Source organism: Chitinophaga sp. 30R24, from assembly GCF_049056765.1.
GTDB lineage: Bacteria > Bacteroidota > Bacteroidia > Chitinophagales > Chitinophagaceae > Chitinophaga.
This window is the reverse complement of sequence record NZ_JBJGXX010000004.1, coordinates 128,792-149,179: the sequence shown is the minus strand read 5'-3', so window position 1 is coordinate 149,179 and position 20,388 is coordinate 128,792. Positions and strand designations below refer to the sequence as shown.

Here is a 20,388-nt window from a genome sequence, read left to right as displayed (position 1 = left end):
ATAAAAACAGCATCCCATCTTACGGTTTACCAGACAACTAAAATTATTTAGGATTCCTACTACGTAGGCTATTTACAATAGCATCATTTACCAGATACGATACTGCAATACCACTTATTTGAAATAATAATAAATTCCACCATTATTAATGTAAAAATTATATATTAGTGAAGAATTAACATCTCTGATGTAAACGTCATGTGTGTCCCTCAGTATAGATCAAACAAACCTCAATCAATAACCACAAAATCTATTTTATGCGGTCTTTACCGAACTTAACAGCGCAACAAACAGACCAATTGATTGTGTTTCATCAATCATCTATCCAGGAAAAAACAATGTACCTGGACCCAAAGGATGCCGTTCATCGGAATTATATTACCACCATGCTCGAAGCAGCAGGAAGATCACGTCAGGATTACCCCCATCTTTACAAAGCACTGGAAACGTTTACCAGCTTTAATGTACATCCTGATACCGACAGAGTGCATTTGGTGGATGCTGGCAAAACCGATGCAGGAAAAGCCACTGCTACCATCTGGTCGCGCTCTAGCAGCGACACCATGGTAAAAGGGGGTTGCATTATGCTATTTGATGCCGATACTAATACTATGCTGGCACAGGGAGATAACACCGCTGTACGAAGTGGTTTTATAATGTGTCCTACCAGAAGCACTACCGCCGCTCCGGCAGGAAAAAACCTCACCATTTTATTCCTGGGCCATGCAACAGATACAGATGGCGCTACCCGTTTTTTTAGCTTTACCAGCAGCAGAGCTGTATCAGACGCTAAAATAAACATCAACATAACAGCGCCGATTGCTGTCTACCCTACTCATACTACAGATATTAAAATTGCCGTTGGACGCGACAGGCCCCATCAAACACTTGGTGATGCCGACTACGTATATGTAGAAGATACCGACTATACCAATCCACATCTCATTGTTCCCTTCACCGGCAGTGCCGATTTAAATGGCACTGTAGACTTAGGAAGCCTAAATATCTCAAACCTTACTACCAGTATTTTTATCAGTAATACAGGAGGATCAACAAGTGAATTAAATCGTGCATCAGATATCAGTACAGATCAAAAAATGGTGGATGCCTTCTCTGTAGGGGCGCAATCTAATAACCTACGTTGGAATTACCCTTATGATCAACTTGGTTATCAACATACCAACTCTATTGTATATGACACCACCAGCATAGGCGATCAGATAGATAGCTATTTCTATTTTTCCTTTAATATACCCCTCAAAGAAGGTTATTATGCGATATTCTCTGTTTGTAGTGAGGGTAAGATTCCGGAAGCACAATCCAACAACTGCCAAACAATTCCTAACCTCTATTTCTGGTGGCATTGCGTAGCAAAAGGCACACTCATCACACTGGAAGATGGTAGCAAAAAACCGGCGGAAACACTCAATGAAACCTATCGTGTAAAAACAGGTACTAATGGTAGCAGCCTAGCTGTATCAGCTACCGTGCAGGGACAGCATAGCGCTGATCCGGCAAAGGGAGAAATATATCAGCTCACTACCGCCAACGGCAAAAACCTCATCTCTACTGGCTCCCATATGATCTTTATGACTGCCAATAAATGCCGTGCACTCTCCGATCTCATAGCCGGCGACAGTATCGTTACCGAAGAAGGCATTTCTACTGTGGCTACCATTGAAGCCATCTCCTACGATGATATGTTTTATGGCCTGGTACTGGGGAATACAGAAGAACAGGCAGATGAGAACTTCCCACATAATATGGCTAATTATTATGCCAATGGTATTCTTTGCGGAGATCAACAAACCATGCGCTACAATACAGTTGCTGCATATGAAGACCTTGACTATATGCTGCCCCGCATTAAACCGGAATTGCACCAGGACTATACTTCTGCTTTAAGGGATAAACGCTCCTGATATGAGCACATTTTATAAATGGCAATGGACTGTCTTAAAATCTTACTTTTAAGACAGTCCATTGCCATTTATAAACAAAAACTAAAAATAATGTCCCATATCCAGATCTGCAATCAGTCCTGGTTGGCTTGGGCGCCAGTCCAGCCTTTCCTGTGTTAGCTTGCTTGAGGCAGGGCAGTCTGTGGCAAAGAAATTACCAATCCAGCCAAAATGTTCTACTGCTTCCTCGCGGGTTTTGCTTACTACGGGCACGTTCAAATGTCTCCCTATCGCCTCTGCTATCTCGCGGCAGGGTATACCTTCTTCAGCCACGCCATGATACCTGCTGCCAGCTATACCTTTTTCCACTGCCAGCCTGAACAGGTGGGCTGCATCAAGCCTGTGCACTGCAGGCCAGCGGTTAAGCCCTTCACCTATATAAGCTGAAACCTTTTTCTCACGAGCTATGGCAATCAGCGCCGGCACAAAGCCATGATCTCCCTCCCCATGTACCGATGGCGCCAGGCGCAACACCGAGGATCGCACTCCGCGTGCAGCCAGTGCCAGTGTTACTTCTTCCGATGGTATTCTGTGTTTCGCTGCCGAATTAGGGTTAGGCGCATCCTCTTCCGTTCCTACCTGGCCCGGTATCAGGTGTGCAATTCCGGATGTCACCACCAGCGCTTTACCTGTTCCTTCCAGCGCTTCACCCATGGCTATTACTGCCAGTTTATCCGTTCTGCCGGCAGCGGCAAGGTCGGAGAAATCATGAATAAAGGCCGTATGGATTACCCCGTCTGCGGCAGCCGCACCGCGCTTCAAGCTCTCCAAGTCGTCAAGTGTGCCCATATGCACCTCTGCCCCCGCAGCTATAAGCAACTTAGCCGAAGCTGCCGATCGCGCCAGGCCCAGCACCTGGTGACCCACACCTATTAATTCCTTTACTATGGCCGAGCCTATAAAACCCGTAGCCCCTGTTACAAATACACGCATTGTTGTATTTTTTTAGTTAACAATTAGGTTTGATCTGCTGCAAATTGATCAAACCCACTACTAAAATCAAGGACATTTGTCACCATTTTTCATTTATCGTTTCAGCTGTGTATACCGTATACGGCTAAGTGTCTCCCGCGAAACACCAAGATAAGAAGCTACCATGTGCAATGGCACACGCGCAAAAATGTCAGGATAAGTTCTTACAAATTCATCATACTTTTCCTCTGCCGTAGAGCTTATGGCGCTAATACCTCTTTCCGCTGCAGCGTACGTGCTACAGCTAGCGACCGCATCAGCTGTATATCCTCATTACACAGCCCTGCCTGCTTCTTTATGTAATGCTCAAATTCAGCGAACATCGTTACACCAAAAATAAATAAAGTAAAGGGAAAAATCTTACTAACGTGAAAGTAGGGTACGAAAAAGCTATCTTACAGGCGTTTTCTCTCACCAACGGCTTTCAGCTTTTTTATCGATATTTGTTACTGACGCCAATAAACAGCAATGTATTACTTTTATAGGATATGTCTATGATCAATATTGCCGAACGTCATAAGTATATTCTCAACAAACTGCATGAGAAAGGATACGTTAATGTACTGGAACTATGTAAAGAATTGGATGTATCCGGGGTCACTATACGAAAGGATCTACAACTGCTGGAAGATAAATCCTTATTATTCCGTTCCCATGGAGGCGCCACTATTCATAATCCGTACACTATCGACAAACCGGTCAATGAAAAAGAGAACATCCACCGGGATGAAAAAAACTTGATCGGCCAAACTGCGGCTGTCCAGATCGTATCTAATGATGCCATCATTATGGCCTCCGGTACTTCTGTACTGGCGCTCGCCAAACATATACAAGCCAAAGGACATCTCACAGTAATCTCCGCCGCACTGAATGTAGCATTAGAACTGCTGCGCCACCCAAATATTGAAGTAATACAATTAGGCGGGTCTCTACGGAGCAGCTCTACCTCAGTTACCGGCCTTTATGCAGAAAAGATCCTGGAAAACTTTTCCTGCAGTAAATTATTTTTGGGCGTAGATGGTATAGACATTGAATTTGGTCTGACTACCACCAATATCATGGAAGCTCAACTAAACCAAAAAATGATTGCTACTGCACAAAAAACCATTGTTTTGGCAGACTCCAGCAAATTTGGCAAAAGAGGATTTGGCCGCATTTGCAGCATAGAAGACATTGATGAGGTGATCACCGATAACGGCATACCCACCCATACTGTAAAAAGAATGGAAGACATGGGAGTAAAAGTAACGATAGTGTAAATATCCGGAACGGTCATTGGAGCATATACAGAGTAATTATTTTTTTACCTGTAAAACTTAACGTTATGATGGATCGTCATTATCAGGAATGCATCGAAGCCTGCCAGGAATGCACAGCATCTTGTGATTATTGCGCTACGGCTTGTTTAAAGGAAGAAGATCTTTCCATGTTGACTATGTGCATCCAGTTAAACCGGGAATGCGCCGTTATGTGTAATGCTACGGCCACTATCCTAAGCATGGAAGGCACCATGATTGAGCAATTGTGTCATTTATGCGCCGACATCTGCTACCGTTGCGCAGATGAATGTGATAAACATGCTAATCTGGATTTTTGCAAGGAATGTGCAGATATGTGTAGAAAATGCGCAGCAATCTGTGAGGAAATGTCTGCTCCGGTCGGAAGGTAAACGTTATCAACTTATAGGGGCTGGTTACCAGCCTCTATAAGTTGATAAACTGCTAAAAGCTGTTAATCAAATTCAGTAATTTATCCGTTTCAGACATTATACTTACATGTGTGGCACCGGGAATGATCGCCAACCGGGAAGCAGGCAATCCTTCCATATCAGCAAGAACACCGCCTCCAAAAAGGTTATACATGGTGGCAATATGCTGGAGATCTACCCCATCGTTATCCCCACTGATGATAAATACCGGCTTTTTAACGGCCTTTACATTTTCTGTACCCAGATCAAAAGGGCTTGTGTCAAATTTCATCAGTTTGTTCACGAAGTCGGCCCAATGTTCCTTATCAGGAGCCAAACTATCGTACGCTGCTTTTAAGGGTGTTTGCGACAGGAACTCCGGCTCAATAGTAGGATATACTTCTCTCGCTGCAGGCGTCCATCCTTCATATTTATATACCGAAGAAATAAAGATCAGTTTATTAACTAATGATGGATACCGGATCACTAGTTCCAATCCAACGGTAGCACCCAGGCTATAACCCAGCACATCTGCCTGATCTATTTTCAGGTATTGTAATAAAGCGGCTACATCGTCGGCCAACATTGGATAAGAAAACGGACGGTCGATATCAGCCGTTCTACCATGCCCTTGCATCTCTAAAGCAATCACCTGGTGGTTTTTTGCCAGCTCCGGAATTAATGAGCCATAATTAAGATTAATGGTCATAAAGCTGCCATGGAGCAATATTAAAGGTTTGCCTGTACCATGTATTTCATAGTACATTTGCAGTCCGTTTACCGGCGCGTAGCCTGATAATTGTGAAGTGTCCATGTCGTTATTTTTTAAAGATTACGCATACACTTTATCCAAACAAGTATATCATATAACGCAAATGCATATACGGAAAAAATATATTTAGCTTATTGCATTAATAAGTAACCGTTTCTGTATATTTTTTAAAGTTATCCAGAATAGTCTGCCAGCCTTTACGTTGCTGCTCTACCGGATGAGTGGATTCCGCTTCAAATGTTTCTATTACCTCGGTAGTAGCCCCGTTACCTTCGAAATGAATCGTTACTTTCCTCCCGTCTTCAATACTATACACAATCAATTCATGCAACTTTACTTCGTCGTAAATACCCACAAAATCGAAGCCCATGCTGCCATCCTTGGCTTCCATGCGCGACAAGAACTTACCTCCTGTACGCAGGTCATTTTCTGCCCGTGGAGTATGCCAATCATCAGCACCACTGTTCCATTTAATAATATCTTCCGGTGTACTCCATAATTTCCATACTTTTTCTATCGGGGCGTTTACGGTAGTAGATACAGTGATGGTAGTTTTATCTGCTGTGTTCATTATTTACAATTTTTAAAACAGTGAATAATAATTGATATTGCAAACTTAAGTGGAGTATCGCACATGCAGAATGGTTGAATACGACAAAATAAAGGAGCATTTGCGACATATCCTGACGGCAGTCAAGCCCTTCGCAGCTATCCCGCTCATTTACCAACATCTCCAGGCTGTTGCATCCGGTAAACCAGCCATACTGCAAAAGGATTTAAGAATGGCTAACTATCACCGGAAAAGGCGTTTGCTGCAATAATTTTTGAGTGTATTCCAAACCTGTCGTATATATATCTTCCAACCTGTTAAATTCAAATATACCATATTTTCCCAAGCCGGTAGGCTCCACGAAATAACTGCACAACTTCTTACTCTTCAATACCGGCTCTTGCATAATCAAGTTCAAGGTACGTTCTACATTGGCAAAAAGTCCCGTTGCCGGGTTATAAGGAGTAAGTGGGTTTACATGCACGCCAATAGTGCCCTGGTAGTCTGCCAGCAACGGTTCTATGGGTAAATTGCCCGATAAACCGCCATCTACATATTGTATTCCCTCTATCTCTATTGGCGGAAACAACAGCGGTACTGAAGAAGCAGCTAAAATAGCAGGAATCAATGGACCTTCCTGGAAGATCGTTTGGTTACCATTTAAAAAATTAGTAGCAGACACAAACAATGGAATCTCCAGTTCTTCAAAGGTTTTATGTCTTAAAGTATGCTGTAATACTTCTTCAACTTTTTTGAGAGACAGGAAACCAGCTCGCCAGTTCTTCCACTGCATAGAAAGACCGAGCTTATGCTCCCGGAATATAGCCCTCACCTCATCGGCACTGTACCCATCGCATATAAAAGCTGCTGCAATAGAACCAGCGCTCGTAGCTGCAATTGCTTCAGGATAAATATTGCATTCGGAAAAAGCCTTTAACACACCTAGGTGGGCGTAACCGCGGGCGCCTCCTCCGGATAATACAAACGGACGCCTTACCGTTGTTTGGGTCTTCAGTTTATTCATGGGGACTAATATAGAAAACTAGCAGAGTAATCCAATGGAAAGCCTTATTTTACTCCATCACAATATATAAGGGACTTTCTCCTATCACCAGTTGGATAACACTATCGCCAATACGTTGCCAGGGTATTTCCGGCGCCACGCCGGCTGTAGTAGCCATTCCTATTATGCTTTGAGGAGGCGATGGCAACTGATCCAGTACAACCGTCCCTTCCTTTGGCACATATCCCTCCTTATGCTGCGAACCTGTCCCGGTGGGCGACCAAGCCACCCACATCCGCGACCCGGGCTTACGGCTATGTACAAATTCATACACATATAAATCATTGTCCTGTTTTTTTACAATGCGGTTGAAACGGTAGTCGCCCAATGTCTCATACAATTGCTTCACTGCCCAGAAAGAGGGTTTAGGAATAAAATGGCGGGTTAGGCCGGAGGCGGCATGCACCGACGCTTCATCTTCATCATTATAATAAAACAGATAAGCCCGTTGTATATCCATGGCAGCAAACAATAGAAAAGACCTTACCAGGTATTGCGCCTGTTGCAGATCGCTCACGCCTTGCCAATTAAGCTTCAGCGCCCAGTCTTTCCGCTGCTGCATGGCTGCGGGTGTACAGGCATCATACCCAAACTCCGTGATCCAGATATCTTTTTCTTTGGCATACCGATTACGCCAGGCAACAGCCGCGTCCACAACGCGAAGATAATCCAAGGAACGATCTTCCGGATAACTCCGGTTCCAGCTGTTATCATTCCCTGCAAACCTGGGCAATATAGGATAGGTATGCAGGTTAATGACATCATAAAGCGGTAGTATGTCAGGATCGGCGTACATATCGTTGAGCCCCTGGGAATAATCATCTGCATGGCGGGCAGTCACTGCGGGCGTTACAATACGAACCTTGGGGTCGCCAGCACGGATACCTGTTGCCATCTCCTTAAACAGCCGGCGATAAAGCTGCGGATCAAACCTATTACCTGGTTCATTATCAATTTCAAAAGAAGTATTCAATTGCTTTTTTCCGGAAGGCCCGTACCAGGCGGCCATCGCCTTACCATACTGATAAGCCCAGGACTCATGACCGGTCCACAAAGTGCGGTAATGGGAATTAGCAGGGCCTAATTGATTAAACTGCAAACAGATATCTGTTTCAAAACCGGTGGCCTTCCAGGGGCCATATACGTCTTGTTGCCAATTAATATGATTCAAGGTAAGCGGAATATGCAGGGAATCACCGGGAGCAGTGGCATCCCAATCGATGTTGTGGTAACTGCGTACCAATCTACACACGGTTGCATACAAGGCCGGTTTAAAAGTTACATGGGCATTAATGCCCATAAAATCCCTGAATAATGGTTTAGTGCTATCAATGGGGAGCGGGGAGGTATTTACGGTAGTGTTAGCACAACCGGTACAGGCAAACACCAGACAAATAAAACGAACAGCGTATGTATTCCATGCAGGCATATGGGGAAACTTAAAACGGTTGAAGCGGATAGTAACCGAAGATATACATAAATATCTGCAGTTACTATCCGCTTCAACCGTTTTTCAACCGTCAGGTTAGGTAACGATTACCAACCTGGGGTTTGCTTATAGGTGCCGTTGCTCCGGGAAATTTCATCGGGGCTAATAGGCCATGCCATATGCTTAGCTGGATCAAAGTTACGCTTAGGCCATATCACTTGAATGGTATAAGGTGATTGAGAATCAGACTTATTAGCGTGTATACGACCATGCAGCGGTGCATTGATCTTATCGTAATCTCCCCATCTTTTCAGATCCTGTAAACGGTCTGTCCACTCGCAAGCCAATTCAACCCGGCGCTCATGCTTAAGATCGTTCATAGTAGGGTTTACCACCGGCGTCAACCCTACACGGCTGCGCACTTCATTCAATGGAGCTTCTGCTTCTCCATTCTTTCCTTGCTGTATCAGCGCTTCTGCTTTAAACAACAGGATTTCTGCGTAGCGCATCAACGGCAGATTGAGCGCGGTGGTAGGATAGTCTCCGTTTTGGTTAATATAAGTATTGGAACTAGACTTGCCATCTTTACCATAAGTATATGGTTCCATGTATTTATTCATTTGGAAACCAGACAAGCTGTTATTAGACCAATATTCTCTTTCTTCACCGAAGTAAGTGAATTTATCACCGTAGTTAAGAATGGTTACTTCTCTACGAGGGTCACCTTCTTCGTATTCATCATACAGTTCTGCAGTAGGTTGAAAATATCCCCAACCATTGTAGATATTCCAGCCGGTATTTTCCAACACTACACCAGGAAATTCAGAACCACCCTGTACGCCTGAAGTAACGGACCAGATGTATTCAGTGCTCCAGTTGTTAGCGATAGTGAAAACAGATCTGTAATTCTCTTTACCGCTTCCTTTTCCTTGTACCAGTGCGCGGTGGCCTTCATTCTTGATCTTATCGCACAGCGCAGGTATTAATGCCCATTTAGAAGCATCATATTGTGCCCAGTAAGCGTATGTTTTCACCATGTAACCCCATGCAGCTGCCTTATGTGCGCGGCCTTGGTTATCTGCTGAATATGTTTCAAAGGTTGGCAACAGATCAGCGGCTTTCTGCAGATCGCTGATAATCTGTGCATAGTCATCAGTTACAGAAGGTAACTGCGGCGCCATACGTTTGCCAAATTCCGGATTTTCTGCTGCATCGAAAGGAACACCTTGATTTTTGTGTCCCCACAGGTAAGCGATCCAAAAATGGGTAAAGCCTCTCATGAAGTAAGCTTCACCTAAAGCCTGGTTACGTGCCGCCTCTGTGGTATTCTTAGAAGTTGGTACTCCTGCAATTACCTGGTTAGCCCTGTTGAGCGTTCTGTAAAGGTCGTTCCAACCACTGGTCAGATAACCTTCACGGCCACTTGGAATGAAGTTCTTGATATTTTCACCGTCTGCTTTAGGTCTTCCTACAACTAAGTCATCGCTGGCGTCCTGTACCCAGAAAAGGTCCCTTCCCCAGGTAGATTCATAACGCATAGCCACATACATATCGTTGGTTGCTTTACGCAGGTCGTTATCACTTTGCCAGAAATAAGCTGTACTGGGCGCACCATAAGGCTTGCTATCCACCCATTTGTTACAGGCGCTCATACCACCCATTACAGCGGCCAGGAGAGATATATAAATGATTTTCTTTTTCATAATACTGTTTGATTAGATCAGAATTTAACATTAACACCGAGTGAATAAGTACGGGAAACAGGGAACTGTCCGCCATCAAACCCTATACCACCCACTTCTGGGTCCATACCGGTATACTTAGTGAAAGTAAGCAGGTTATCACCGCTGAAGTATACACGGAGACCTTGGTTCCAGCTCATTTTCTTGAAGGTGTAACCGAGCAACAGGTTCTTTACTCTCAGGTAGTTACCATTTTCCAGGTACCAATCGGAGTTAGTCTGGAAGTTTTTGTTAGGATCGCTGGCAGAAATACGTGGGATATTGGAGCCCTTGTTTTCAGGAGACCATGCATCCAGTATTTTATCCCAACGGTTGTAACCTTGCTCAGAACCGCTCAGGGTGGTCATTTTAAAGGCATTGAACAATTTCACGCCGCCTACACCCTGCATAAATACGCTCAGGTCAAAGTTCTTCCAGGTAACGGAAGCAGTAAAGCCATAAGTCATTTTAGGGAATGCGCTACCCATGTATACGCGGTCACCATCGTCGATTTTTCCATCACCATTCTGATCCACAAATTTGAGATCACCGGCTTTAGCATTTGGCTGAACCATTTTACCATCTTTCTGGTAAGATTTCGCTTCATCATCAGATTGGAAGATACCTGCTGTTTTGATCAGCCAATAAGAGTAGTAAGACTCTCCTACTTTTGAACGGTAAGGATTCAGTACACCTCTGAAGCTTTCACCATGCGCCCAGAAGGAATTCTGGTTATCGTCAATGTATACTACATTATTCTTTAAAGTAGCGATATTAGCGCTAACGTTATAACCTACTGTTCCAACGTGATCGTTCCAGCTTGCAGCTACCTCAAAACCTTTATTACCGATTTTACCCTGGTTAATTAATGGTGCACCATAACCGAAAGTGTTAGGCCATTTAGTATCCTGGCGTTTAATCAGGTCGTAAGTCAGTTTATCGAAGTAATCGGCATTAAGGGTCAGACGCTGTTTCAGCAAGCTAACATCGATACCAATATCTTTTTGCTGTGAAGTTTCCCAAGAGAGGGAAGCATTGTACAGGCTACTGTTAGCCAAAGAGTTAGATCTAGGCGCTCCATTACCCACCTGGTAAGTATAATCAGGCGAGAGAGTAGGATAACCATAGCTATATCCGATGGAACCGATATTTCCGATTCTTCCCCAGCTAGCTCTTACTTTCAGCAGGTCTATATTTTTTACCTGGAAGAATGGTTCAGAACTGAGTTTCCATGCAGCAGTTACACCAGGAAAACCTTTTGCCTGATAACCTTGTGCCAAACGACCTGCCACATCGTAACGGTAGCTACCAGTCACGAAATAGCGGTCTGCCCAGCTGTAAGACAATCTACCTACGTAAGAAGCAGTACGGTCTACCCATTGACCATCACCTGGTTGGCTTTGGTTAAAAATGGTAGCGTTTGTGAAAAACTGCGCCCAATCAGCTTCATTCTCAAAGCCTTTAGCAGAGGCAGAAAAATTACGGCCAGATGCTTCTTGTGCAGTCATAGACACCATTGCACCGATGTTATGGCGATTGATGAGCTTATTATAGTTCAGGGTATTTTCCCAGATCCAGTTATAGCTCTTATCGGTAGAATAGGATAAAGTATTCTGATCGTTTGGTTTTCCAGGCTCTGTTCTCTTAGGTTCAAAGTTTTTCCACAGCGCGTTATTCTGGCGATAGCTAAAACGGGAGAGATAAGACAACCCAGGAATAACATCAGCAACACTCAATTCAGTTACTGACTGCAGATCGCTGCGTTTGTTGTAAGGCTTGTTTCTCAACAGGGTAGCTACCGGGTTGATCGCATCACCATAGATACCATTGTACTGGGAACCACGTGGACCTACGCCACCAAAAGTACCGTCAGCATAGTAAGGGGTAGCTGAGCGGGGCATGTAGATGGCAGACAGGATAACGCCACTGTAACCGCTGGCGGTTTCAGCATCCCTGTTATCATTGTTATTCCAAAAGATATTTTCATGCAGCTTGATCTTCTTAGTGAATTCGTAAGAGCTGTTGAATCTCAGGGAAATATTTTTGTTATAAGTGTTGATCAGCGTTCCTTCTTCATTCTCGTAACGGGCCTGAAAGAGGGTAGAGAATTTGTCGGAACCCGCATTTACACTGATGTTATGTCTTTGTGTGATACCAGTACGGAATATCTCATTTGTCCAGTCAGTACGAGTGATCATACCATCCGGATTTTTTTCAGCGTTCCATCCGTCCTGTAAAGGCATACCAGCATTTTTGTAGGCCAGGTTGTATACATTCGCTTCGTCTTGTGCACTCAGCGAATGCAGTGTGCGCCAAGCTTGTTTAGCGCCAACAAAACCGGTGTATTGTACGCTAGGCTGTCCTTTTGCTGCCTGGCGGGTAGTGATCAGGATAACACCTGCTGATCCGGAGAAAGCACCGTAGATCGCTGCGGAAGCCGCATCTTTCAGTACAGTGATAGACTCCACATCTGCTGGATTGTAAGGGGCGCCGGGTACACCGTCTACCACATACAATACGTTTTCGTCCTGACGGGAACCCATACCGCGGATTACCACTTTATTGGAATTGCTGGTATGGCCACCATTGCTCACCACAGTTACACCAGGTACCTTACCCTGAATCATGTTAGGCACATCCATTACCGGCCGTTCCTTGATCTGTTTCATGTCTGGTACAGTAGCTACAGCGGCAGAGAGATCACCTTTTTTAGCAGTACCATAACCCAATACTACTACTTCGTTGAGAGCACTGCTGCTAACTTTGAGACTGATATTCAGATTGTCTGCATTGCCAGCCACTTGTTCTACTGACTCATATCCAACAAAGCTGAAGTTCAGCACTACTTTCTCATCTTCCACGGTGATCTCATATCTCCCATCTGCATCTGTCACTGTTCTGGTCTTAGTTCCTTTTACCCATACAGATACACCAGGTATAGGTTCTTTCTGCTCATTAGTAATTCTACCGGTAATTTTCCGGGTAACCACAGCTACAGCAGTGTTTTGTGCACTCTGTTCCTTTTCTGATTTTCTCAGCAGGATAGCTTTGTCGCTTACACTGTACTCAATGCCGGACTTGTTACGAAGCAGGTTCAATGCGTCGTTTAAAGTAATATTATCAGGCTTGTAATCTTTGACAATGATCTTGTCGAAGTCTTGTTTCACATAATTAAATGTAAAGCTACTCTGAGAACCTAATGCACTCAGCACCTGTGAAAGGGAGGCGCGTGAAATGTCGAGCTTCACTTTTTCGTTCAACACATTTTGCCTGCCATAACCCATAGAGGCGGGCAAAAGAGCGCATCCAAGCAAGAGGATCTGTCTGATCCTGGATGCAGCAGGCCCGGTGCTACGAGGGCACTGATCTGAAATGGTAGATTTCATGTTCATGATTTGTTTTTTACAGGGAATGTTCACGCAATAGTTAGTAAATGGTAACCTGTCTGTTGGTAATATGATATTGTTTACGACTGATATAGCATAGATTGTCAAGCATTTTCACAAAGCTTTCTTTCTTAAACAATACAGAAATATTTTTATCAATGCCTTGTGTATTTTCCCACTGTACTTTGTACCCGTAGCGTGTGCACAGGCGTAGTACAGCATCTTCAAAGGGCAGGTCGGTAGCGCTAAACGCGCCTTCTTTCCAAGCCATCATATTATCAGTTGGCACTTCACTGATGTCTATTCCTTGTTCACCGTTATAATAAGATGCAGCATAACCTGGTTGCAATACTGCGGTTACTTTGCCCTCTTTACGCGTTTGTACTTTTACTTTACCCTGTATCAGCGATACCCTGGTGATACCTTCACCGGCATAGGCTTCTACGTTAAATTGTGTGCCTAACACACGGATAGCCATATCCCTTGTATGAATAATAAAAGGCTTTCCAGCTTTTCCGTTCACTTCAAAAAAACCTTCGCCAGTCAGTTGCACACTACGTATTTTCTGGTCAAAATCTCCTTGCCAACGTAAAGATGTTGTAGTGTTTAACCATACGTGCGAACTATCTGGCAACACGACTAGCTTTGGCGTACTGTTTTCATTGGTCACTACAAAAGTGGCCAATACGCTGGCCCTGGCGGCGGTTTTATGTTGCTGATAACGCCATAGGTAACCTCCTCCGGCCAACAACAGCATACATGCTGCAGCAGCCCATTGCAGCGGACGACGTTTCCACCATACTATATTTGCTGGAAACTTGCTGTGAAAATTCGATAAAAACATCTCCCGATAATAGGCAGTTGTTTCCGGAGACAATCCATTATTGGATTCATCTCCGATACCATCATACCAGTTATCTAACAGCTCCAGTTCTTCCGGAGTGCATTTTCCTGCCAGGAATTTTTCTAACAGTACATTTGCCTTAAGATTGTTTTTTGTTGTCATCTACTCTTGAATACCCGCAGTGCAAAAAATGTTAACCAATAGTAAGGTTAAGAAATTGTAAACAAGGTTAAAGTAGAAACAAGACTGGCTGTTAAGGCTGGATTAGCTTTAATATGCGCTTTCACTTGCTTCAATGCACGGCTGTACAAAACCCTTGCGGAGGCAGGATCTATTCCCAATTGTTGCGCTATTTTCTGATAAGAATAATGGTCTCTTACACGCAGTACAAATAGTTGGCGCTGGCTGGGCGTTAAACTGCCCAATGCTTCGTTGATAACAGTTTCTTTTAATACATACAACTCTTCCTGGGCAAGCGCGCCAGATGTTTCCAACGTATCGTTCAGCACTATTTCCAATTTTTTCAGGTGCGCCTGATAACGGTCGCTGGTACGATAATATTTAAGTATACGGTATTTAAGGGCATGGAGGAGGTAATATTCCAGTGTTTCATCTTTAGGCACTTCCTCCCACTTCTCCCATAACGACAACAGCACGTCCTGCACAATATCAAAAGCATCATGCGGATTGGTTTTAGCCGCTGTTATTCCTAGCAGCTTATCCCAGTAAGCAGCTACAGATGCTTCAAATTCCGCCCGAGAAGAGGCCGGTTGAGCGGGTATTTTATGATCCACGAACATAAATTAGGAATATATCGGTTACTACAAAAGTAGTAGCTCTATATTACGTGGATATTAATTCTGATGAGTTACTAACCAAAGGGGGGAGTATATTATTCCCTGGTTATCTTGCTGAATCAATATTTAGCCAGTACTTTATCTATATAACACCATAACCATTGTTCACCTGGTTCTGCAGATGCGATTACAGGATGGCCTGTCTCATGAAAATGTTGTGTCATATGTTTGGCGGGGGAATCATCGCAGCACAGCGTAACACCGCAGGTCTGACAAGTCCGGAGATGCACCCATCCGCCATGATGTTTGATACATTCTTCACAAACATACGCTTCACTTACTTTTACTTCGGTAATTGCCTGGAGGTGTGAACACTGTGCCATAAAAACTTTTTTTAAACTTCTGCCAGATATTTGTGTACCAAACTAATACTCATGGAACCTTCTCCTACTGCGGAAGCTACACGACTCATCGCGCCAGAACGCACATCGCCGGCAGCAAATATGCCAGGACAGCTGGTTTCCAGTACATAAGGCTCGCGGTCGAGTTTCCAGAGCTTGCCAAAATGATCGAAGGATTTCATTTCCCGGCCGGTTTGTACATATCCTTTCTCGTCTTTTATAATCAAATCGCCTAACCAATCTGTATAAGGTTTAGCGCCTATAAATATATATAAGGCATCTGCCCTCACTTCATTAATAGTATTGGTGGGTGTATGTACAATTTTCAGGCATTCCAGCCTGTCTGTGCCCTCCGCTTCCACGATCTCACTGTTATTCAACAAAGTGATATTAGGAATATTTTTTATTTGATCGATCAAGTAGGCAGACATCGTAGCTACCAAATCTGTTTTCCGGATAACAATAAATACTTCTTTCGCAAAACGGGAAAGATATACCGCTGCCTGCCCGGCAGAATTACCTCCACCCAATACATATACTATTTTATCCTTACAGGATGCCACCTCCGTAGTGGCAGCCCCGTAGTACACGCCAGCACCAGTAAACTGTTCTATGCCAATAGTATCTAGCTTGCGGTAGTCGACCCCCGTGGTAATCACCACTGCCCTTGCATTAATTTCGGTGCCATTTTCCAGACAAACGATCTTATAATCGGCTTTGAGGCGGATAGCTTTCACCACTTGGGGCGACAGGAACTCTGTCCCAAAACGTGTAGCCTGGGCAATAGCGCGGCGGGTTAACTCGGCTCCACTTAACCCGGAGGGAAAACCAAGATAATTTTCTATCCGGGAACTGGTACCTGCCTGTCCTCCTGGTGCATGCCGCTCTATCAACAACGTTTTTAAGCCTTCTGAAGCGCCATATACAGAAGCTGCGAGCCCCGCTGGCCCCGCCCCTACGATCACTACGTCATAGATTTCATTTTTCAGGGCCGGATTTAATCCAGTTCTGCTGGCAATATCAATAATAGCCGGGGCAGACATTACCTCCCCATTTTCAAATATTACTACAGGCAAGGCTGTATTATCCAGCTTATTCAACTGCAGCAGTTGCTGTCCTTCTTCTCCGGCTGCATCTATAGAATGGTAAGGAATCAGGTTACTACCCAGAAATTCCTTGATCTCGTATGCTTTGGCAGAAAAAGGATGTCCAATCACTTTGATACCATGAAATTCTGGCCGGTAGGAACTTTGCCAGTCGTCTAACAGATCGTTGATCACAGGATACAATTTTTCTTCCGGCGGATCCCAGGGTTTCATCAGATAATAGTCCAACCTTAATTCATTGATCGCCTTAATGGCTGCACTGGTATCTGAGTAAGCAGTGAGCAATACCCTTTTGGCAGCAGGGAATATTTCCATGGCCTGTTGCAGGAAGTCTACGCCCTCCATCTCCGGCATACGTTGGTCCGATATAAAAAGCGCGATCGTTTCATTCCGGTTCTTCAGCGTTATCAAACTTTGCAACGCTTCATTCGCCGATGCTGTGCTTAAAATATGGTAAGACTTCCTATAGTAAGCTTTCAGGTCCTGAGTAAGCGCATTCAGCACCTGTTTATCATCATCCAAAGCAAATATGATAGGCAGATTCATAATTTTTAATTAATTAATTTTCTATAGGGATAGCAACTGTAAAAGTAGTTTTCCCAGGCACGGTCGTTAACTTTACACTTCCACGGTGCCGCTGTACGATCTGTACCACAACATCCAACCCCAGGCCCGATCCCTGTCCCATTTCCTTAGTAGTAAAAAAAGGCTCAAATATCCTGGACCGGATGTCTTCCGGAATACCAGGACCATCATCTGTCACCGTAACATATACACATTGCCGGTCTTTTGTAGTGGCAATTTCCAAGACACCCTTCTTATTAAATTCCATGGCATCAATGGCATTATCAACAAGGTTGGTCCATACCTGATTCAGTTCTCCTGGCAATGCCTTTATTTTGGGAATAGCCTCATCAAATTTTTCCACCAATACAATATTAGCTCTACGCAGGCGGTAGTTCATCATTGCCAGGGTATTACGGATACCATCATGGATATCTACAAATTGTTTATCCGGCGCCTGGTCCATATACGTATAACGTTTTACCGCCGCCACCAGGTCGGAGATCCGCTTGGCAGACAGTTGCAGGTCGTACACCATCCGGCCGGCCTGCCAGGCGCTGTTGATCCAGGAAAATATAGCACCCAGATAATCTGAGGGAAACTGGCTGCTGAATGTTTCTAACTTATCGATCGGCTCATCACATTCCGCTAATACCTCCGCTATTTCTGGTTGAGAAATATTTTTACTGTTTAACCAATCTTCTATCAGACTAACTTTATCCGATAGCTCCAACATGCTTAACGTTATTTCCGGTCTACTGGCCTTCATACGCAATAATTGCTCTACTACCAGGGCTGCCTGTTCCGACGTTAAACAAAGCGCTGCCATCTGTTGAAAAATAACCGGTGTGTTACGGATATTTTCCACCAAAGCATCGGAGCTACGGGTAATAGCGGCTACCGGGTTATTCAGCTCATGCGCCATGCCAGCTGAAAGCTTTCCCAGCGCCATCATTTTCTCATTCTGTTGTTGCATAGCGGTTGTATCCCTTACCCTGCTGGTCATAATATGCACCAGCGCTTCTGTAAGCTCGTAATGTTTTTCTATGCCCATTTTAAGCTTTTCAGATGGGCAAGATAAAATCCGGGTATCTTTTATGCATGTGGCACTACCCATAGCATTCTTAATCCGGGAAAAGGGTAACCAACCACTAATGCTACCATCATTCAGTTCCATCATTTCCTGATAATGGCCATTGATGTAAGCAGCAATACGTATTTTTCCGCTGATAATAAAAAAGGTATTAACAATGGGATCGCCAACCTTGAACAACATTTCCCCTTCCGACAAAAATTTCTCTTCCGATTGACTGATCAGCCAATCTAACTGTTCCAGCGGTATCTCCTGTAGTGCGAGCTGTTGCTTTAACTGTATGGCAGTGATAGGTTCCATAAAATAAGCATTAGGAGTTGCTTACCAAATATAAGCTTTCACTGGGGTTAAAAGTGTATTTATTTCAGGTAGATTGCTTACCAGACACCACCTAGTTAGCATCATTTAAACACAAGCAGTAAAAAAATTGGAATTATCATTTTTTTTATTCTATATTTGCAGCCCCATCCGGGAAGGATCAGTAGTTCAGTTGGTTAGAATGCCGCCCTGTCACGGCGGAGGTCGCGGGTTCGAGTCCCGTCTGGTCCGCAAAAAGAGACAAATCATCACTAGTATGATTTGTCTCTTTTTCATTTGAGCCGGTATTACCCAACAGATTTGGGATCCGCACAAAAACTAAGTTAACTTTCCCGGTTCAAATTGCCTCATTTTTACGATCATAGACGATTCCATCGGGAAATATTAGTTATGGCTTGTTGCAAAAAATGCGTTAAGCAGGCCTAGACATAGCACTCATTGTGCGCATAATCTGGTTGTAAATTTCCGACCATCATTATATTCAATTCTTCCTTACCTCTTTCCAACAATCGCTATACATGACCCTATAGGCTTTAGACAGCTATATTTTATTTATGGAGATGGCACATACCGCATTGAAGCAACCCGCGCTAAGTGCGTTTTTGCTTTTCATAGAAAATAAAAGGCCTCCAAATCATCCGACTTGAAGGCCTTTGAAAGTTATACCACTTTCTTAATTCCGCATATAGATCAATAATTCACATACTGTTCTTCAAATGTACCATTGGCGTACAGATCAATCAAACCATAGCCGGGGGCTGTTTCGCGTTTATTGCCGTTCCACCAGGCGCCGCTTACCGCTCCATTACAGAGATAAGTTACGTTGTTGTACACTACTTTGTCCCGCAAGTGAATATGCCCGCTCAAACAAAGCTTTACATTCGGATGTTGATAAAACAAACGAATAATAGCAGCTGTATCAGTATGCATATCTCCTCCCAGCATCTCCCATTTATTTACAACGTCGTCTTCGATCATGAGGGTTGCCGTTAAAATAGGTATATGCGACAACACGCACACCGGCATTGCCGCAGGGGTATTTTCCAGTTCCTGCTTCAACCAATCAAGTTGCTCGGCGCCTAATTTACCAATGTACCAGGTATCATCTATATCCAGATGTACACTATCCAGGCAGATGAACTTCCAACCCTTTTTGATAAAACTGTAATAGGGTTTGGATAACTGCAACTGATCTAAAGCATATTTTTTACCGTAAAAGGCTTGCTGCTTATCCTCTTCATTCCACCAGATATCGTGATTTCCTAATACATAATGCACCGGCAAACTGCACTCCTCCTTCATTACCTTATGCAGGAGTTTCCATTGGTTATTTATTGTATCTATATTCTCCTTATTCATATCAAACACAATATCTCCACCATTCAGCACAAAATCTACTTTAGGACTTTGCTGCTGCACATGGTGTAAACATTGGCGCAAACGCTCCGGCGCATTCCACTCATCTTTTAAATGTATATCTGTGAGGTGGGCAATCCTTAATACAGGTGTTGATTTGGTAATAATATGTTGATAAGGAATAGCTGGCGCTAATAACAAGCCACCCATTCTTTTTATAAGTGATCTTCTTTCCATCTGTTAAACGCTGTTGGCTGGGCAAAGTTAGAGATATATAACAGGGGGCTATATTATTATCTTATTAAGAATAAAACTCGCCCACAAAAGTAAAAGCCAGGCTACACTGAACCTGGCTTTTACTTTTTATA

Annotated in this window: 16 protein-coding genes and 1 tRNA gene; 4 read left to right on the top strand and 13 right to left on the bottom strand. The window is 43.8% G+C overall.

The genetic code is table 11. The features are described 5' to 3' along the window. The first annotated feature begins 257 nt into the window (after positions 1-257). Positions 258-1,922 carry a Hint domain-containing protein gene (locus tag ACDQ55_RS12595; protein ID WP_420981752.1) on the top strand — a complete coding sequence of 555 codons (1,665 nt, stop codon included), beginning with the start codon at positions 258-260 and terminating at the stop codon, positions 1,920-1,922. Positions 1,923-2,003: 81 nt separating this feature from the next. Here the strand turns inward: ACDQ55_RS12595 and ACDQ55_RS12590 are convergent, their stop codons facing one another. Then, positions 2,004-2,894 (bottom strand): SDR family oxidoreductase, encoded by an 891-nt coding sequence (locus ACDQ55_RS12590; RefSeq protein WP_420981751.1) that lies wholly within the window; start codon positions 2,892-2,894, stop codon positions 2,004-2,006. Positions 2,895-3,421: 527 nt separating this feature from the next. Between ACDQ55_RS12590 and ACDQ55_RS12585 the strand changes: the two genes are divergently transcribed. Both ACDQ55_RS12585 and ACDQ55_RS12580 read left to right on the top strand, forming a co-directional pair. After that, the gene (locus ACDQ55_RS12585; protein ID WP_420981750.1) at positions 3,422-4,192 is read left to right on the top strand and encodes a DeoR/GlpR family DNA-binding transcription regulator; all 771 of its coding nucleotides are present in this window, start codon (positions 3,422-3,424) and stop codon (positions 4,190-4,192) included. Between the two features lie 65 nt (positions 4,193-4,257). Beyond that, positions 4,258-4,602, top strand: a complete 345-nt coding sequence (locus tag ACDQ55_RS12580; protein WP_420981749.1) for a four-helix bundle copper-binding protein — start codon at positions 4,258-4,260, stop codon at positions 4,600-4,602. Positions 4,603-4,654: 52 nt separating this feature from the next. Here ACDQ55_RS12580 and ACDQ55_RS12575 read toward each other — a convergent pair whose 3' ends face one another. The 11 genes from ACDQ55_RS12575 to ACDQ55_RS12525 all read right to left on the bottom strand — a co-directional run bounded on the left by ACDQ55_RS12575 (position 4,655) and on the right by ACDQ55_RS12525 (position 18,646). Continuing rightward, positions 4,655-5,434, bottom strand: coding sequence for an alpha/beta fold hydrolase (locus ACDQ55_RS12575; protein ID WP_420981748.1), 780 nt, complete (start codon positions 5,432-5,434; stop codon positions 4,655-4,657). Between the two features lie 97 nt (positions 5,435-5,531). Next, positions 5,532-5,963, bottom strand: coding sequence for an SRPBCC family protein (locus ACDQ55_RS12570; protein WP_420981747.1), 432 nt, complete (start codon positions 5,961-5,963; stop codon positions 5,532-5,534). A 205-nt stretch (positions 5,964-6,168) separates the two neighbouring features. Continuing rightward, the gene (locus tag ACDQ55_RS12565) at positions 6,169-6,966 is read right to left on the bottom strand and encodes a patatin-like phospholipase family protein (protein ID WP_420981746.1); all 798 of its coding nucleotides are present in this window, start codon (positions 6,964-6,966) and stop codon (positions 6,169-6,171) included. A 49-nt stretch (positions 6,967-7,015) separates the two neighbouring features. After that, entirely contained in the window at positions 7,016-8,434 is a 1,419-nt protein-coding gene (locus ACDQ55_RS12560) for a hypothetical protein (RefSeq protein WP_420981745.1), read from the bottom strand. A gap of 107 nt (positions 8,435-8,541) precedes the next feature. After that, on the bottom strand, positions 8,542-10,137 hold the full coding sequence (locus ACDQ55_RS12555; RefSeq protein WP_420981744.1) for a RagB/SusD family nutrient uptake outer membrane protein: 1,596 nt from the start codon (positions 10,135-10,137) through the stop codon (positions 8,542-8,544). Between the two features lie 17 nt (positions 10,138-10,154). Further along, entirely contained in the window at positions 10,155-13,547 is a 3,393-nt protein-coding gene (locus ACDQ55_RS12550) for a SusC/RagA family TonB-linked outer membrane protein (protein ID WP_420981743.1), read from the bottom strand. 34 nt (positions 13,548-13,581) lie between these two features. Then, entirely contained in the window at positions 13,582-14,547 is a 966-nt protein-coding gene (locus ACDQ55_RS12545) for a FecR family protein (RefSeq protein ID WP_420981742.1), read from the bottom strand. Between the two features lie 47 nt (positions 14,548-14,594). Further along, positions 14,595-15,179 (bottom strand): RNA polymerase sigma factor, encoded by a 585-nt coding sequence (locus ACDQ55_RS12540; protein WP_420981741.1) that lies wholly within the window; start codon positions 15,177-15,179, stop codon positions 14,595-14,597. 122 nt (positions 15,180-15,301) lie between these two features. Next, complete coding sequence (locus ACDQ55_RS12535) at positions 15,302-15,565, bottom strand: UBP-type zinc finger domain-containing protein (protein WP_420981740.1); 264 nt, start codon at positions 15,563-15,565, stop codon at positions 15,302-15,304. An 11-nt stretch (positions 15,566-15,576) separates the two neighbouring features. Beyond that, a complete protein-coding gene (locus tag ACDQ55_RS12530) occupies positions 15,577-17,235 on the bottom strand; it encodes an FAD-dependent oxidoreductase (protein WP_420981739.1) in 1,659 nt (552 codons plus the stop codon). A 13-nt stretch (positions 17,236-17,248) separates the two neighbouring features. Continuing rightward, on the bottom strand, positions 17,249-18,646 hold the full coding sequence (locus ACDQ55_RS12525; protein WP_420981738.1) for an ATP-binding protein: 1,398 nt from the start codon (positions 18,644-18,646) through the stop codon (positions 17,249-17,251). Positions 18,647-18,821: 175 nt separating this feature from the next. Between ACDQ55_RS12525 and ACDQ55_RS12520 the strand changes: the two genes are divergently transcribed. Then, positions 18,822-18,895 (top strand) — tRNA-Asp (locus ACDQ55_RS12520). A 459-nt stretch (positions 18,896-19,354) separates the two neighbouring features. Here ACDQ55_RS12520 and ACDQ55_RS12515 read toward each other — a convergent pair. Further along, entirely contained in the window at positions 19,355-20,257 is a 903-nt protein-coding gene (locus tag ACDQ55_RS12515) for a metallophosphoesterase family protein (RefSeq protein ID WP_420981737.1), read from the bottom strand. Positions 20,258-20,388: the final 131 nt, after the last annotated feature.

Coding starts and splice junctions, on each gene's coding strand:
- ACDQ55_RS12595 (WP_420981752.1), top strand. CDS start 258: ATGCGGTCTTTACCGAACTTAACAGCGCAACAAACAGACCAATTGATT.
- ACDQ55_RS12590 (WP_420981751.1), bottom strand. CDS start 2,894: ATGCGTGTATTTGTAACAGGGGCTACGGGTTTTATAGGCTCGGCCATA.
- ACDQ55_RS12585 (WP_420981750.1), top strand. CDS start 3,422: ATGTCTATGATCAATATTGCCGAACGTCATAAGTATATTCTCAACAAA.
- ACDQ55_RS12580 (WP_420981749.1), top strand. CDS start 4,258: ATGATGGATCGTCATTATCAGGAATGCATCGAAGCCTGCCAGGAATGC.
- ACDQ55_RS12575 (WP_420981748.1), bottom strand. CDS start 5,434: ATGGACACTTCACAATTATCAGGCTACGCGCCGGTAAACGGACTGCAA.
- ACDQ55_RS12570 (WP_420981747.1), bottom strand. CDS start 5,963: ATGAACACAGCAGATAAAACTACCATCACTGTATCTACTACCGTAAAC.
- ACDQ55_RS12565 (WP_420981746.1), bottom strand. CDS start 6,966: ATGAATAAACTGAAGACCCAAACAACGGTAAGGCGTCCGTTTGTATTA.
- ACDQ55_RS12560 (WP_420981745.1), bottom strand. CDS start 8,434: ATGCCTGCATGGAATACATACGCTGTTCGTTTTATTTGTCTGGTGTTT.
- ACDQ55_RS12555 (WP_420981744.1), bottom strand. CDS start 10,137: ATGAAAAAGAAAATCATTTATATATCTCTCCTGGCCGCTGTAATGGGT.
- ACDQ55_RS12550 (WP_420981743.1), bottom strand. CDS start 13,547: ATGAACATGAAATCTACCATTTCAGATCAGTGCCCTCGTAGCACCGGG.
- ACDQ55_RS12545 (WP_420981742.1), bottom strand. CDS start 14,547: ATGACAACAAAAAACAATCTTAAGGCAAATGTACTGTTAGAAAAATTC.
- ACDQ55_RS12535 (WP_420981740.1), bottom strand. CDS start 15,565: ATGGCACAGTGTTCACACCTCCAGGCAATTACCGAAGTAAAAGTAAGT.
- ACDQ55_RS12530 (WP_420981739.1), bottom strand. CDS start 17,235: ATGAATCTGCCTATCATATTTGCTTTGGATGATGATAAACAGGTGCTG.
- ACDQ55_RS12525 (WP_420981738.1), bottom strand. CDS start 18,646: ATGGAACCTATCACTGCCATACAGTTAAAGCAACAGCTCGCACTACAG.
- ACDQ55_RS12515 (WP_420981737.1), bottom strand. CDS start 20,257: ATGGAAAGAAGATCACTTATAAAAAGAATGGGTGGCTTGTTATTAGCG.